Genomic DNA, 14,345 nt, shown 5'->3' on the forward strand with positions numbered 1-14,345 from the left:
CGATGCCGGCACCGGGTCGCGCTCCCTAGCGTCGACGGCGTCCGAGAAACACGAGCACGACCGGAGGAGGCCGTCATGCGCGCCACCGACACGACCGGCCGGACGGGCCCCGGCGGCGACGCCGCGGGAGCGGGCACGATCGCCGGCATCCGCGCGGACACGATCCGCGACCTGCCGCTGACCGAGCGGCGGCTCGAGGCCGCCGGCATCCCGACCGCCGTCCTGGAGGGCGGCGATGGCCCGCCGGTCGTGCTGCTGCACGGCCCCGGCGAGTTCGCCGTTCTGTGGGGCCGCGTCGTCCCCCCGCTCACCGCGACCCACCGGGTCGTGGTGCCCGACCTGCCCGGCCACGGCGCCTCCGGGCTGCCCGGCGACGGGCCGCTGGACGCCGAGCGCTTCCTGTCCTGGCTGCGGCACCTGATCGGGCAGACCTGCCCGGCGCCGCCCGCGCTCGTCGGCCACCTGGCCGGCGGCGCCCTCGCGCTGCGCCACGCGATCGACGGCGGACCGGTGGAGCGCGTGGTCCTGGTCGACTCGACCGGGCTGGCCATGAGCCGGCCGGCGGTGTCGTTCGCCGCGGCGCTCGCCGGCTACCTCGCCCACCCGACGGTGCGCAGCCTGGACCGCTTCGTCGGCCGGTGCATGTACGACTTCGACGGCATGCGGCGCGAGCTGGGGCCGCGCTGGGACCCGTTCGCCGACTACGCGCTCGCGGGCGTGCGGCAGCGCGGCGCCCGCTCGGCGGTGCTGGCCTTCGCGACCGCCTTCGGCATGTTCCCGCTCCGCCGTCGCGACCTGGCCCGGATCCCGGTCCCGGTGTCGATGATCTGGGGACGCCACGACCTGCAGAACCGGCTGCGGATCGCCGAGGCGGCGGCCACGCGGTTCGGCTGGCCGCTCGAGGTCGTCGAGGACGTGCGCGACGACCCCTGCTGGGAGCGGCCCGACGCCGCCGTCCCGGCCCTGCGGGCCGCCCTGGCCCGGCCGCTGCGCCGGCACGTGCCGGCCTGATGGTCCCGGCGCGAGGGTCCGGCCGAACCGCGCGTGGCCGTCCCGGTGACGGGTTCCGGCCGCACGAGCCGGCCTACCTCTACCTGCTGCACCTCCCCGGCCGGGACGTCCACAAGATCATGGCGACCGATGGGTACGAGTTCCGCATCCGCGACCACCGCCGGCTCGGGTTGGTCCCCCCGTCCCTGGACGCAGCCTCCGGCAGCCGCGCGGCCTGAGTCCTGCCATCCTCTTCTCGACGGCGCGACGTCGACCGGTCGGCCGGGTGGGCGAAGGCTCGGCGGATCACGACGCAGGAGGTCGGATGAGCACGACGGCGGGGCGAGCCGCGGGGCAGGCCGACGAGGAGCGCCGCCGCGGCGCGTTCAGCTCCCGGCGCGTCTTCATCCTGGCGGCGATCGGCTCCGCGGTCGGGCTCGGCAACATCTGGCGGTTCCCCTACGTCGCCTACGAGAACGGCGGCGGCGCCTTCGTGCTGCCGTACCTGGTGGCGCTGCTGAGCGCCGGCATCCCGTTCCTGCTGCTGGACTACGCGATCGGCCACCGCCACCGCGGTTCCGCACCGCTCTCCTTCGCCCGGCTGCGCCGGGGCACCGAGGGGCTGGGCTGGTGGCAGGTGGCCATCTGCTTCGTCATCGCGGTCTACTACGCGGCGGTCATCGCCTGGGCGCTGCGGTACACCCTCTTCTCGCTCGACGAGACCTGGGGCGCCGACCCCGAGGCGTTCTTCTTCGGGGAGTTCCTCCAGGTCGGGGACGTCGAGGTCACCGTCGACGTGGTGCCCGGGGTGGTCGTGCCCCTCGTGCTCGTCTGGCTGGCCGTCCTCCTGATCATGGCCCTCGGCGTCCAGCGCGGGATCGGCGCCACCTCGCTGGTCTTCATCCCGGTGTTGGTGCTCGCCTTCGCCGCGCTCGTGGTGCAGGCGCTGCTGCTGCCGGGCGCGGCTGGCGGCCTGGACGCGCTGTTCACGCCCGACTGGTCGGCGCTCGCCTCCGCCTCCGTCTGGGCCGCCGCGTTCGGCCAGATCTTCTTCTCGCTGTCGATCGGCTTCGGCATCATGATCACGTACGCCTCGTACGTCGGCCGCCGCGAGGACATGATCGGCTCCGGCCTCGTGGTCGGCTTCTCGAACTCCGGCTTCGAGCTGCTCGCCGGCATCGGCGTGTTCGCCGCCCTGGGCTTCATGGCCCAGGCAGGCGGGGTCGCGGTCGGCGAGGTCGCCAGCGACGGGATCGGCCTGGCCTTCATCGCCTTCCCGACGATCATCAGCGAGGCCCCGGCCGGCGCCCTCATCGGCGTCCTGTTCTTCGGGTCGCTCGTCATCGCCGGCATCACCTCGCTGGTCAGCGTGATCGAGGTCGTGATCTCCGCCGTCCGCGACAAGCTCGACACCAGCCGTCTCACCGCGACCCTCGCGGTCGGCGTCCCCGCCGCGGTGCTCAGCCTGGTGCTCTTCACCACGACGAGCGGCGTCTACGTGCTGGACGTCGTCGACCACTTCGTCAACCAGTACGGCATCCTCGTCGTGGCCCTGGTCAGCATGCTGATCGTCGTCTGGGCGGTGCGGGCCCTGACCGGCCTCGGCGAGCACCTCAACGTGCACGGCCGGCCCCGGGTCGGCGTCGGCTGGCGGGTGCTGACGAGCCTCGTCGCCCCGGCGGGCCTGGCCGTCGTGCTCGTGTTCGCGCTGCGGGACGACCTGGCCGCGCCCTACGAGGACTACCCCAGCTGGCTGCTGCTGGTGTTCGGCTGGGGGATGGTCGTGGCGCTGCCGCTGATCGGCTTCCTGCTCGCCCGGCTGCCGTGGCGCGCCGGCACCCACCTGGACGGGCCGCCACCCGGCTCCGATCCGGCGGCGCCGTTGCACGCGGCCCCCGTGACGGGCCCGACCGCCCGACATCGCCCGGCAACCGGGCACGAGGAGGGGCGACGGCGATGAGCACGAGCGCGATCGTGATGATGCTGGTGGCGATGGCCGTAATCTGGGGCGGCCTCGCCCTGGCCGTCGCCAGCCTCCTGCGCCACGGCGCCGTCGAGGACCGCGCCGAGAACCCGCGCCGGGACCGCTGACCCGGCGGCCGACGCCAAACGCATCGACCCGGGAGCGTGTCCCACGAGAGCGCTGCGGCCACCCGGCGTCCGACACCCCCTGCGGCGGGGCCCGGACGCCAGCGGCTCGGCGCGTGCGGTCTGGGCGGGAGGTTGACGATGAGCGAACTGGACGACTTCCTCGCGTGGGTGGGATCCCGACTCAGGGACGCGGAGAGCGCCCTGCACGACGGGGACGCCGCTCCCCGGTTGGCCATCTGGTCCCGCCGTGAACCGGTCACCGTGCTGGGCGCTTGGAGTTCCGCCGGCGGGCAGGAGGAGGTCAGGGCCCTGTTCACCGAGCTCGCGAAGGGCTTCTCCGACTGCACGTCCTACACGTACGAGATCGTCGCGGCCGACGTGATCGGTGACATGGCCTACACCGTCGGCTACGAGCACACGCAGGCGTCCGTCAACGGCGAACCCCGGACCTACTCCCTCCGCGCGACCCAGATCTACCGCCGCGAGGACGCGGAGTGGAGGGTCGCCCACCGACACGCGGACACGGTTGCGGACCGCGGGGGGTGATCCGGTCCTGCCGGCACGCGCGACGACGTGAACAGCGAGGCGCGGACGTCGCTCCGGGCGCGGACCTCCCGGCGGCCGATGCCGGCAGGACGACGACGCCGTCGTCGCCGGACCAGAACTGATCACCCGGACCGAAGGTGACCCCACCGACGTCAGGGAGCTGTCGCGCTGCCCCGCGCCGGTCGTGGTGCTCTTGCGGGGGTTCGAGCCGGCCCGGCCCACCGGCCGCGGTGACGTCCCGAGCGGTCACGACCGGTCGGTGCCGGCGTGCGGCTTGGCGAGCCGCCAGGCCGACTTGGCTCCCAGGCTCGTCTCGATGTGCGTGCGCATGATCTCCGCGGCCGTCTCGGCGTCACCCTCGACGATCGCCTCGAACAGCAGCTCGTGCTCGCGGTCCTTGACCGCGCGTTCCTCTGCGCTGCGCTCCACCTGCGCCCCGTGGCGCCGGTAGCGGTCGGCCGTGTCCCAGAGGCCGTCGAGCATCTCGACGAGCCGCGCGTTGTGCGACGCCCGGTAGACGGCCTCGTGGAAGCGCCGGTGCGCGATGAGCTGCTCCATCGTCGGGTTGCTGGGCAGGGCCCGCAGTCCGTGCAGGCCGGCCCGCATCTCCGCGGTGTCCTCTCGGGTGCGACGTTGGGCGGCGAGGGAGGCGGCCAGCGGGTCGAGGGAGCGACGCACCTCGAGCAGGTCGCGGGCCTCCTCGGCGTCGAGCGGGGTGACCCGCGCGTCGCGGTGCGCGCCCAGCTCGACGAGGCCCTGCTCCTTGAGGCGGCGCAGCGCCTCGCGCAGCGGCGTGGTGCTGATGCCGATCCGGCGGGCGAGCAGCTCCTGGTTGATGACGGCGCCGGGCTCGAGCTCGCCGGAAAGGATCAGGTCGCGAACCTCCCTGTAAGCGAAGTCGCTCTTCGTGGCATACAGCCGTGCGGACGCGGTCATCCGAACCTCCTGCCGTGCGGCCTATAGCCTACCCAGCCAGGCCGGGCCGATGACCAAAGCATCTCCTCAGCACGATCCGCTCCTCCGGCGCCCGAGCCGCCGGGGTCTAGCCGTCCGGCCGACGATGCTCGTAGCCTATAAGTTAGAGCCCTCAGGCGAGCGCTTGGCACAGCCTCGGCGCCACCGTCGTCCCGGACAGCCACAACGACACGTGCCACCCGCCGCCGGTACGCATCCCAGGAGGAACGACTCGCATGAGCACGCACGGCCCCGTCGTCGCGCGCGACAGCTTCGGCACCGCGGGGGAGCTCGCGGTGGGGGAGCGGCGCTACGCGATCCACCGGCTCGGCGACATCGTCCCGGCCGGGTTGCCGATCAGCCTGAGGATCGTGCTGGAGAACCTGCTGCGGCACGAGGACGGCGTACGGGTCACCGCCGAGCAGGTCGAGTCCCTGCTGGCCTGGGGGCAGGACCGATCCGCCGGCGCTGCGGTCGACCTGAGCCCGTCGCGGATCTTCCTGCACGACACCAACGGCGTCCCGACGCTGGCCGACCTCGCCGCCATGCGCGACGCAGCGCACGTGCTGCGCGGCCGCGCCGAGCTGGTCAACCCGACGATCCCGGCGGAGCTCGTCGTCGACCACTCGGTGATCGCCGACGCGTTCGGCACCCCGGATGCGTTCGCCCGCAACGTGGAGATCGAGTACGCCCGCAACGGCGAGCGCTACCGGTTCCTGCGCTGGGGGCAGTCGACGCTGCGCAACGTCGCCGTCGTCCCACCGGGGACGGGAATCATGCACCAGGTCAACGTCGAGCACCTGGCGCGCGTCGTCATGGACGTCGACGGCCGGGCCTTCCCCGACGTGTGCCTGGGCACCGACTCGCACACCACGATGGTCAACGGGCTCGGCGTGCTCGGCTGGGGCATCGGCGGCATCGAGGCCGAGGCGGCCATGCTCGGCCAGTCGCTCTCCATGCTGCTGCCGCCGGTCGTCGGGGTGCGCCTGCACGGCGCCCTGCCGGAGGGCGCGACCGCCACCGAACTGGTGCTGACGCTCACCGAGGTGCTCCGCGCCCACGGCGTGGTCGGCACGTTCGTCGAGTTCTACGGCCCCGGCGTCGCGCAGACCTCGCTGGCCGACCGCGTGACCATCTCCAACATGAGCCCGGAGTTCGGCTCGACCTGCGCCTTCTTCCCCGTCGACGAGGAGACGCTGCGGTACCTGCGCTTCACCGGGCGCCCGGCCGAGCGGGTGGCCCTCGTGGAGGCCTACGCCAAGGAGCAGGGGTTGTGGCACGACCCCACGGTCGTGCCCCGCTACACCGAGCTGCTGGAGCTGGACCTGGCCGGCGTCGTCCCGTCCCTCGCCGGCCCGAGCCGGCCGCAGCAGCGGGTCCGTCTCGACCGGGCCAAGGAGGAGTTCCGGTCCGCGCTCGCCGCGGCCGTCGCGCTGGATGCGGCGCCCAGCGAGGCCGCCGTGACGTCGTGGGTCGACGAGGCGTCGCAGGAGTCGTTCCCCGCCAGCGATGCGCCGGCCGTCGACTCCGAGACCCCGGCTGCCGGCCTGCCCGCGATGCCCGCGCCCGACGAGCCGGTGTCCGCGAGGACCGCCGGGACGGTGCCGGTCACCCTGGCCGGGCGGACCGCGGAGCTCGCCCACGGCAGCGTCGCGATCGCGGCGATCACCTCGTGCACCAACACGTCGAACCCGTCGGTCATGGTGGCCGCCGCGCTGCTCGCGAAGAACGCGGTCGAGCGGGGGCTCCGCGCCAAGCCGTGGGTCAAGACCAGCCTCTCGCCCGGCTCGCGGACCGTCACCGACTACTTCGACGAGGCGGGGCTGACGCCCTACCTCGAGCTGCTCGGCTTCCACCTGACCGGCTACGGCTGCATGACCTGCATCGGGGCCTCCGGGCCGCTGATCGACGAGGTGTCCGCCGCGGTCACCGAGCACGACCTGAACGTCGTCTCGGTGCTCTCCGGGAACCGCAACTTCGACGGCCGGATCAACCCCGACGTGCGGATGAACTACCTCGCCTCCCCGCCGCTGGTCATCGCGTACGCGCTGACCGGCACCATGGACGTCGACCTGATGACCGAGCCACTGGGCGCCGGCTCCGACGGGGAACCGGTGTACCTGCGCGACATCTGGCCCGGCTCGCGCGAGGTCGAGGAGGTCATCGCGGCCACCTTGGACGCGGACATGTTCACCCGCGCCTACGCCGACGTGTTCTCCGGCGACGAGCGGTGGCGGGGGCTGGACGCGCCGGCGGGGGAGACCTTCGCCTGGGACGACGGCTCGACGTACCTGCGCCGGCCGCCCTACCTCGACGGCATGTCCCCGGAGCCCGCGCCGGTGCGGGACATCACCGGTGCACGGGTCCTGGTCAAGCTCGCCGACTCGGTGACCACCGACCACATCTCCCCGGCCGGGGCGATCCCGCCACAGACCCCGGCGGGGCAGTACCTGACCGGCCTCGGGGTGTCGCGGTTCGAGCTGAACACCTACGCCTCGCGCCGCGGCAACCACGAGGTGATGATGCGTGGCTGCTTCGCTAACGTCCGGCTGCGCAACCAGCTCGTGCCCGGCACGGTCGGCGGCTGGACGCAGAACCTGCTCACCCGTGAGGTCACCTCCGTCTACGACGCCGCCCTCGCCTACCGCGAGCTCGACGTCCCGCTGGTGGTGCTGGCCGGCAAGGAGTACGGCAGCGGATCCTCCCGGGACTGGGCCGCCAAGGGACCGGCCCTGCTGGGCGTGCGCGCGGTGCTCGCCGAGTCGTTCGAGCGCATCCACCGATCGAACCTGGTCGGCATGGGCGTGCTCCCGCTGCAGTTCCTCGACGGCGAGGACGCCGACACCCTCGGGCTCACCGGGACCGAGGTCTTCGACATCCGCGGCCTGGCCGAGGCGGTGGCGCTGCGCGGCAGGCCGGCGACCGTGGCGGTGTCTGCCGACGGGCGGTCGTTCCGCGCCCGGGTCCGCCTGGACACCGCGCGGGAGGCCGACTACTACCGGCACGGCGGGATCATGCGCTTCGTCGTGCGGAACCTGCTCGGGGCGGAGCAGGGAAGCCCGGCCCCCTGACCGGGAACCGGGACGTCGTCGCTTCCGGGGTTCGTGCCGGCGCCGTCGCGCTCGCGGTCCGGTCGGCGAGGGCTGCGCCGGTGACCCGCAGGGAGGACGCTCCCGGCATGGCCCATCCCATCGGTCCGGGACGGCGCCGTGGCTGGGCGATCGCCGCACAGATGTCCGCCGTCCTCGCCGTGCTCTTCGGGCTCCTCCTCGGAGCCGGATGGCTCGTGTCGGGGCCGGAGGCCGACACCGACGTGGAGGTCGCCGACGGCCGGCTCACCTCCTGGTTCGCCGAGAACCGGGTCGAGGAACTGGCGACCCCCTCCCGGGTGGTGTCGGACCTGGGGTCGACCGGCGTGGTCATCGGCGCCGGCGTCGTCGCCGCCGCGGTCGCCGGCTCCCTCCTGCGCAGCTGGTGGCCGGTGCGGCTCCTCGCGGCGGCCCTGATCGGCGAGCTGGTGGTCTTCCTCGCCGTCTCCTCGATCATCGACCGGGAGCGTCCGCCGGTGCCGCACCTCGACGCACAACTGCCGCCGACCTCGAGCTACCCGTCCGGGCACACGGCGGCGTCCCTGTGCCTGTACGGCGGCATCGCAGCAGTGGTCTACCTCGTCAGCCGGTCGCGGTGGCGCAGGGTCGTCGTGGTCGGAGCGGGCGTGGTCGTGCTCGCCGTCGCCACCTCCCGGCTCTACCGGGGCGCCCACTGGCCGACCGACGTCGCGGCGAGCGTGCTCTTCGCCTCCGCCTGGCTGTGGACCTGCATCCGCGCGCTCGCGCCGGCGGACCGGCCCGTCGGACGGGGGAGCCGCCGCGGCGGTCGATCGCGGGCATCCGCCGCCGGGGACCCCTCGCGACCACACCGGTAGGTTCCGCCTATCGGTTCGCGGGAGGGAACGCGGGTGGACGTCCGGCAGCTGGCCTACTTCCTCGCCGTCGTCGAGACCATGAACGTCGGCCGGGCCGCGGAGCAGCTGCACATCGCGCAGCCGTCGCTGTCCCAGGCGATCGGGACGCTCGAGCGCGAGCTCGGCGTGCCGCTGTTCCACCGGGTCGGCCGCGGCATCGTGCTCAGCGACGCCGGCGCCCAGCTGGTCGAGCCGGCCCGGCAGGTGGTCCGCGACCTGGAGGCCGCCCGGGCCGCGGCCCGCTCCACCCGCGAGTTCCGGCGCGGCCGGGTGGAGCTCGTCGCGATGCCGAGCCCGGGCATGGAGCCGCTGGCCACCCTGGTCCGCGACTTCACCGCCGCCCATCCGGCGATGACGGTCACGGCGGACGCCGCGTTCACCCCCGAGGAGGTGGTCCAGGCGGTCAAGGCCGGCCGGGCCGAGCTCGGGCTGCTCGGCGCCGCGTCGCCGCCCCACACCGGCGGTCTGCGCGTCCTGCCGATCGAGGAGCAACCGCTGGTCCTCGTGTCGCCGCCCGGGGACGACGCGCCGGAAGAGCCCCCGGACGCGGCGGGCCGACGCACGGCGACCCGCGAGGACCTCGCCGGCGTGCGGCTCGTCGTCAGCACGGAGGGCAGCCTGATGCGGCGGATGGTGGACGACGTGCTGGCCAGCGGCGTCGACGCGCGGATCGTCGTCGAGGTCGAGCACCGCACGTCGATCCTGCCCCTGGTGCTCGCCGGTGTCGGGCACGCCGTCCTGCCGTCGTCCTGGACCCCGCTGGCCCGGCGGTCCGGCGCCCGCGTGCGGCGCATCGAACCCGCCGTCCTGCTCCGGATCGCCCTCGTCTCCCGCACGGGCACCCTCACCCCGGCCGCCGAGGCGTTCGTCGCGTGCGTGCAGGACTACGTCACCGGGCGGCGGACCCCGGACCGACAGGCAGGGCCTATCGGTGGCATCGACGATCCGTCTTGGACGCCGGGGGACGGAGCGCCGTTCACTGGATGACGACCCCAGCAGCCGTCCCCCGGAGGCCGTCATGCCCGCCCAGCGCACGTTCCGCATCGCCGCGATCCCCGCCGACGGGGTCGGCATCGAGGTCGTGGCGGCCGGCCGCGCCGTCCTCGACGCCCTCGCCGGCGCGTCGAAGGGTCGCTTCGCCTTCGACTGGCAGGAGTTCCCCTGGGGCTCGGAGTACTACGCCGAGCACGGCCGCATGATGGCGGAGGACGGCCTCGACCAGCTCAGGGACTTCGACGCCATCTACTTCGGCGCGGTCGGCTGGCCGACCGTCCCCGACCACGTCAGCCTCTGGGGCCTGCGCCTGAAGATCTGCCAGAGCTTCGACCAGTGGGCCAACGTCCGCCCCGTCGAGTTCCTCCCCGGCGTCCAGAGCCCGCTCCGCAAGGCCGACACCACCGACCTGGGCTGGGTCGTCGTCCGCGAGAACTCCGAGGGCGAGTACGCCGGGTTCGGCGGCCGCAACTTCGCCGCCCGCGGCGACCGCGGCGAGGTCGGCATCCAGTCCGCGGTGTTCACCGAGGTCGGCTGCGAGCGGATCATCCGGTTCGCCTTCGACCTGGCCCGCAGCCGGCCGCGCAAGAAGGTCTCCAGCGTCACCAAGAGCAACGCCCAGCAGTACGGCATGGTGCTGTGGGACGACGTGTTCCGGCGGGTCGCAGGCGAGTACCCGGACGTCGAGACCGAGAGCGTGCTGGTCGACGCCATGGCGGCGAAGTTCGTGCTCCGCCCCGAGGACCTGTCGGTCGTCGTCGCCTCGAACCTGAACGCCGACATCCTGTCCGACCTCGGCAGCGCGCTCGCCGGCAGCCTCGGCCTCGCGGCCAGCGCCAACCTCAACCCCGAGCGGCGCTACCCGTCCATGTTCGAGCCGGTCCACGGCTCCGCGCCCGACATCGCCGGGCAGGGGATCTGCAACCCCGTCGGCGCCATCGGCAGCGCGGCGCTGATGCTCGAGCACTTCGGCCTGCACGACGAGGCCAAGGCCGTCCAGCACGCCATCGAGGTCACCTCCGGCAAGGGCATCCGCACCCGCGACGTCGGCGGGACCGCGGGCACGGCGGAGGTCACCGCGGCCATCATCGACAACCTGTCCGCCTGACCGCGCTGCCTGCGAGGAGCCCCGTCCCCGCCGGGTCGGGGCTCCCGCGGCTCAGCGCGGCGCGCGGGGGACGCGGGCCACGACGACGAACTCGTTGTAGGTGAACACCCGGCCAGCCCAGCGGGGGAACGGGAAGGAGAAGGACCGCTCGACGGGGAGGCCGACCTCGCGGCACAGCCCGGCGAGGCCGGTGAAGTCGACGAAGCGGATGTGGGTCGCGTCCGAGGCCCAGCCGCGCTCCTGCGGGCAGATGAGCACGACCTTCCCGCCCGGGCGCACGTAGGGCAGGTGGTCGCGCAGCAGCGCGACCGCCGTCTCGTGCGGCACGTGCTCGACGACGTGGGCGACGAGCAACGAGTCGTGGGCGCCGGGGCGGGCGTGCGGGCTGGCGCGGAACTCCTCCGGCGTGAACGCCGTGAAGCCCCGCTCGCGCGCGGTCCGCACCGACGTGGGGTTGTGGTCGATGCCCACCCCGTTCCCGTCCAGGTGGGCGAGGTTGCGGCCGAGACCGCAACCCAGGTCCAGGGCCCGGCCGAGGTTCAGCCGGCGGATGTTCCACCGGTACGGCCGCTGGACGTCGAGCCGCTGCTTCCAGGAGGCCCCGGCGAGGCGGGCCAGGCGGTCGGTGTAGCCCACCGAGGCGGTGTCCAGCGGCGCGCCGGAGCGCGGGGCGGCGGGTCGCGCGCGGTGGATCACGAGGGACTCCCGGAGCCGACGGGTATCCCGCGACACCCTAGGCGGTGCCCGCCGTGCCCCTCGTCCAGGTGCACCTCGTCCGGGCGGCCCCGCGGGCGGCGGAGGGAGACGCGCCGAGCCCGGGCGCACCGCGGGCCCGCAGACGGTGACACGGTGCCGGGCGGGGCGGTACGACGTGCGGGTGGACGCGGCGCCACTGATCGGGCGGGCCGAGGCCGTGACCGCCGTGCGGACCGCCGTCACCCGCGCCGCGGAGGGCAGCGGCGGGGTCCTGCTGGTCCTCGGCGAGGCCGGGGTCGGGAAGTCCCGGCTGCTCGCCGAGGCGGTGGGGCTGGCTCGCGGCGACCGGGTGGACGTGCTGTGCGGCCGGGCCACGGAGTCCGGGGGTGCCTACCGGCCGCTGACCGAGGCGCTGCTCCGCGGCGGCGCCGACGACCTCGATCCCGGAACGGTGCCGAGGTCGTTCCGGGCCGCACTGGGTCGCCTGCTGCCGGGCTGGGCGACCGGGGGAGGGGACGGGTCGGAGCCCAGCGTCGACCCGGTGCTCGTCCTGGGCGAGGCCGTCGTCCGGCTGCTGGACGCGCTCGTCGGCGGGCCGTGCCTGCTCGTGCTGGAGGACCTGCACTGGGCCGACGCCGACACGCTCGCGCTGCTGGAGTACCTCGCCGGCCGCCTGCGGGACCGACCGGTGCTCGTCGCGGCGTCCGCGCGCGACGACGAGCCGGGATCCGCGGCGGTCGACCGGCTCGCCACCGGCCCGGGTGTCCGCACGCTCACCCTGTCCCGGCTGGGCCCGGCGGAGCTCACGACCCTTGCCGGGGTGCGGGCCGCCGGCCGGCTGGGGGAGGACCAGCTCGCCGCCCTCGTCGCGCGTGCCGACGGGTTGCCCCTGCTGGTCGAGGAGCTCGTCGACGAGGTGGTGCGGACGGCTCCGGCCGCGACGTCCACCCCCGTCCCCCGGACGATGACCGCGTTGGTGCGCCGTCGGTTCGCCGTCCTCGACCCCGTCGCGCAGACGTGCCTGCGTGCGGCCGCGGTGGCCGGCACGGATCCCGACTGGGCGTTGCTCCCGCCCGTGGTCGGGCAGCCGGAGGACGTCGTGCTCGCCGCCGCCCGGGCCGCCGCCGACGCCCACCTGCTGCGCGAGGCCACCGGTCAGCTGTGCTGGCGGCACGCGCTGATGCGCGAGGCCGTCGTCGCGGGCCTGCTCCCGCCCGAACGGGCCGCCCTGGCCAGGCGGGTCGCCGATGCGCTGCTGGCCCGCGGCCGGGACGAGGACGCCGCCCGCGCCGCCGAGCTGCTGGCCGCGGGCGACGAGCGGGACCGGGCCGCCACCCTCTTCCTGGCGCTGGCGCGGCGGGACAGGACGACCGGCGCGCTCCGTCGCGCCGAGCAGCTGCTCGACCGGGCGGCGGGCACGGGCGCCGTCCCCGCCGCGGTCGCGATCGAACGGGTCACCGTGCTGACGGCCACCGGTCGCGTCGGTGACGCGCTGGACGCCGGTGTGGCGGCCCTGCCCTCCGCGACGGGCGAGCTGCACGCCGAGCTGTGCCTGCGACTGGGCCGCACGGCGGTGACCGCCCGGCAGTGGCGGGATGCCGAGGCCTACGTCGAGCGGGCCGGACGCCCCGACGACCCGCGTTCGCTGCTGCTGGCCGCTGACGCCGCGTTCGGCGCCGGCGACGTGGAGCGGGCGGACGGCCTGGCCACCGCGGCGGTGACCCGTGCGGAGCGCTCCGGAGAACCGGCTCCGCTGTGCGAGGCGCTCGACATCGCCGGCCGGGTGGCCCGGCTGCGCAGTCCCGCGGCCGCGCGGGCGGCCTTCGCCCGAGCCGCGCAGGTGGCCGCCGAACACCGGCTGGTCCCGCAGGAGGTCGCGGCGCTGATCGGGCTGGGCACGGTCGAGCTGCTGGAACGGGAGACCTCCGAGGCCCTGCCCCGGGCCCGCGAGCTGGCGGCGGCGGCGGGACTGCTCGGTCAGGCCGGCGCCGCCGACGTCGTCCTCTTCGACGGCGTGCTCGTGCAGCAGGGTCCGCGAGCCGTGGAGGCACCGGCACGGGTGCTCCACGACCGGGCGGTCCGGCTGCACATGCCGGAGGTGCAGGCCGGCAGCGCGTTCTTCGTCGCGCTCGCCCGGGCCGCATCGGGGGACCCGACCGGCACGGAGGAGGCGCTGGGCCGGCTCCTCGTGTCCGGCGCCTGGCCGGACGTCGGACCGCTGGCGGCCGCCGTCCGCGCGCTGCCGCTGCTGCTGGCGCACGACCTCGCCGGCGCCAACACGGTGCTCGACGCGGGCCTGTCCGGGCTCGTGCAGCACCGGGTGGCCGCTCCGCTGCACCAGTTCGGGCTGTGGGCGCTGCTGCGCACGGCGGTCGACGACCGGGGCGCGGCGGCCCGGGAGGTGCTGAGCGGGCTCCCGGCGGTGCTGCGCCCGGCCAACCGCGGGGCGTTGCACTACGCCGACGCGATCGCCGCGGGCCGCGGCGGAAGACCCGACGCCGCCGCGGCCCACTTCGCCCGGGGCGAGGCCGACCTCGCCCGCATCCCCTGGCTGCACCGGCTGTTCCGCCTCCTGGTGCTCGAGGCGGCGGTCGCCGACGGCTGGGGAGACCCGGTCCCGCTGCTGCGCCGCGATCTCGGCGAGCACGAACGCGCCGGCGACGCCCCGCTGGCCCGTACCTGCCGCGACCTGCTCAGGAGGGCCGGCGCCCCGACGCGGCGCCGCGGCACCACCCCGGTGCCCGGCGGGCTCCGCGCCGCGGGGGTCACCAGCCGCGAGATGGACGTGCTCACCCTGGTGGTCACCGGGCTGACCAACGCGGAGATCGCCGCCCGGCTCTTCCTCTCGCCGCGCACGGTGGAGACCCACGTGGCGGGCCTGCTCGCCAAGCTCGGCGCCGCCGACCGGGGGCAGCTCCGCAGCCGGGTGGCGGCGCTAACTCGGTAGCCGGTACGGATCCCGCCAGGGCGCGGGATGGCGACGCTGAGGGCCGACACGATCCC

At 74.9% G+C, this 14,345-nt stretch carries 12 protein-coding genes; 10 read left to right on the forward strand and 2 right to left on the reverse strand.

Going from position 1 to position 14,345, the window contains the following annotated elements; all coding sequences use genetic code 11:
* The first annotated feature begins 75 nt into the window (after positions 1 to 75).
* The 5 genes from OF117_RS15520 to OF117_RS15540 all read left to right on the forward strand — a co-directional run bounded on the left by OF117_RS15520 (position 76) and on the right by OF117_RS15540 (position 3,627).
* Complete coding sequence (locus tag OF117_RS15520; RefSeq protein WP_263553747.1) at positions 76 to 1,011, forward strand: alpha/beta fold hydrolase; 936 nt, start codon at positions 76 to 78, stop codon at positions 1,009 to 1,011.
* The gene (locus tag OF117_RS15525; protein WP_263553748.1) at positions 1,011 to 1,229 is read left to right on the forward strand and encodes a hypothetical protein; all 219 of its coding nucleotides are present in this window, start codon (positions 1,011 to 1,013) and stop codon (positions 1,227 to 1,229) included. Before OF117_RS15520 ends, OF117_RS15525 begins: the two co-directional genes overlap by 1 nt.
* A gap of 86 nt (positions 1,230 to 1,315) precedes the next feature.
* Complete coding sequence (locus OF117_RS15530) at positions 1,316 to 2,950, forward strand: sodium-dependent transporter (RefSeq protein ID WP_263553749.1); 1,635 nt, start codon at positions 1,316 to 1,318, stop codon at positions 2,948 to 2,950.
* Positions 2,947 to 3,081 carry a methionine/alanine import family NSS transporter small subunit gene (locus OF117_RS15535; RefSeq protein ID WP_263553750.1) on the forward strand — a complete coding sequence of 45 codons (135 nt, stop codon included), beginning with the start codon at positions 2,947 to 2,949 and terminating at the stop codon, positions 3,079 to 3,081. Before OF117_RS15530 ends, OF117_RS15535 begins: the two co-directional genes overlap by 4 nt.
* Before the next feature lie 138 nt (positions 3,082 to 3,219).
* The gene (locus OF117_RS15540; RefSeq protein WP_263553751.1) at positions 3,220 to 3,627 is read left to right on the forward strand and encodes a nuclear transport factor 2 family protein; all 408 of its coding nucleotides are present in this window, start codon (positions 3,220 to 3,222) and stop codon (positions 3,625 to 3,627) included.
* Positions 3,628 to 3,873: 246 nt separating this feature from the next.
* Here the strand turns inward: OF117_RS15540 and OF117_RS15545 are convergent, their stop codons facing one another.
* Positions 3,874 to 4,563, reverse strand: coding sequence for a GntR family transcriptional regulator (locus OF117_RS15545; RefSeq protein ID WP_263553752.1), 690 nt, complete (start codon positions 4,561 to 4,563; stop codon positions 3,874 to 3,876).
* Positions 4,564 to 4,817: 254 nt separating this feature from the next.
* On the opposite strand from OF117_RS15545, the gene OF117_RS15550 reads away from it, so the two are divergent.
* The 4 genes from OF117_RS15550 (at position 4,818) to OF117_RS15565 (ending at position 10,646) form a co-directional block, all read left to right on the forward strand.
* Positions 4,818 to 7,652 (forward strand): aconitate hydratase, encoded by a 2,835-nt coding sequence (locus tag OF117_RS15550; RefSeq protein ID WP_263553753.1) that lies wholly within the window; start codon positions 4,818 to 4,820, stop codon positions 7,650 to 7,652.
* A gap of 107 nt (positions 7,653 to 7,759) precedes the next feature.
* Positions 7,760 to 8,506, forward strand: a complete 747-nt coding sequence (locus tag OF117_RS15555) for a phosphatase PAP2 family protein (RefSeq protein ID WP_263553754.1) — start codon at positions 7,760 to 7,762, stop codon at positions 8,504 to 8,506.
* A gap of 33 nt (positions 8,507 to 8,539) precedes the next feature.
* Complete coding sequence (locus OF117_RS15560) at positions 8,540 to 9,532, forward strand: LysR family transcriptional regulator (RefSeq protein WP_263553755.1); 993 nt, start codon at positions 8,540 to 8,542, stop codon at positions 9,530 to 9,532.
* 31 nt (positions 9,533 to 9,563) lie between these two features.
* Positions 9,564 to 10,646 carry a tartrate dehydrogenase gene (locus OF117_RS15565; RefSeq protein WP_263553756.1) on the forward strand — a complete coding sequence of 361 codons (1,083 nt, stop codon included), beginning with the start codon at positions 9,564 to 9,566 and terminating at the stop codon, positions 10,644 to 10,646.
* Between the two features lie 51 nt (positions 10,647 to 10,697).
* Here OF117_RS15565 and OF117_RS15570 read toward each other — a convergent pair whose 3' ends face one another.
* A complete protein-coding gene (locus tag OF117_RS15570) occupies positions 10,698 to 11,342 on the reverse strand; it encodes a class I SAM-dependent methyltransferase (protein ID WP_263553757.1) in 645 nt (214 codons plus the stop codon).
* Between the two features lie 181 nt (positions 11,343 to 11,523).
* Here OF117_RS15570 and OF117_RS22155 point away from each other — a divergent pair, with 181 nt between their 5' ends.
* Complete coding sequence (locus OF117_RS22155) at positions 11,524 to 14,289, forward strand: ATP-binding protein (protein ID WP_318014261.1); 2,766 nt, start codon at positions 11,524 to 11,526, stop codon at positions 14,287 to 14,289.
* The last annotated feature ends 56 nt before the right edge of the window (positions 14,290 to 14,345 follow it).

This window comes from Geodermatophilus sp. YIM 151500 (assembly GCF_025716945.1).
Lineage (GTDB): Bacteria > Actinomycetota > Actinomycetes > Mycobacteriales > Geodermatophilaceae > YIM-151500.

Bases quoted from the DNA above. Each gene is read 5' to 3' on its own strand.
- OF117_RS15520 (WP_263553747.1), top strand. From the start codon at position 76: ATGCGCGCCACCGACACGACCGGCCGGACGGGCCCCGGCGGCGACGCC.
- OF117_RS15525 (WP_263553748.1), top strand. From the start codon at position 1,011: ATGGTCCCGGCGCGAGGGTCCGGCCGAACCGCGCGTGGCCGTCCCGGT.
- OF117_RS15530 (WP_263553749.1), top strand. From the start codon at position 1,316: ATGAGCACGACGGCGGGGCGAGCCGCGGGGCAGGCCGACGAGGAGCGC.
- OF117_RS15535 (WP_263553750.1), top strand. From the start codon at position 2,947: ATGAGCACGAGCGCGATCGTGATGATGCTGGTGGCGATGGCCGTAATC.
- OF117_RS15540 (WP_263553751.1), top strand. From the start codon at position 3,220: ATGAGCGAACTGGACGACTTCCTCGCGTGGGTGGGATCCCGACTCAGG.
- OF117_RS15545 (WP_263553752.1), bottom strand. From the start codon at position 4,563: ATGACCGCGTCCGCACGGCTGTATGCCACGAAGAGCGACTTCGCTTAC.
- OF117_RS15550 (WP_263553753.1), top strand. From the start codon at position 4,818: ATGAGCACGCACGGCCCCGTCGTCGCGCGCGACAGCTTCGGCACCGCG.
- OF117_RS15555 (WP_263553754.1), top strand. From the start codon at position 7,760: ATGGCCCATCCCATCGGTCCGGGACGGCGCCGTGGCTGGGCGATCGCC.
- OF117_RS15565 (WP_263553756.1), top strand. From the start codon at position 9,564: ATGCCCGCCCAGCGCACGTTCCGCATCGCCGCGATCCCCGCCGACGGG.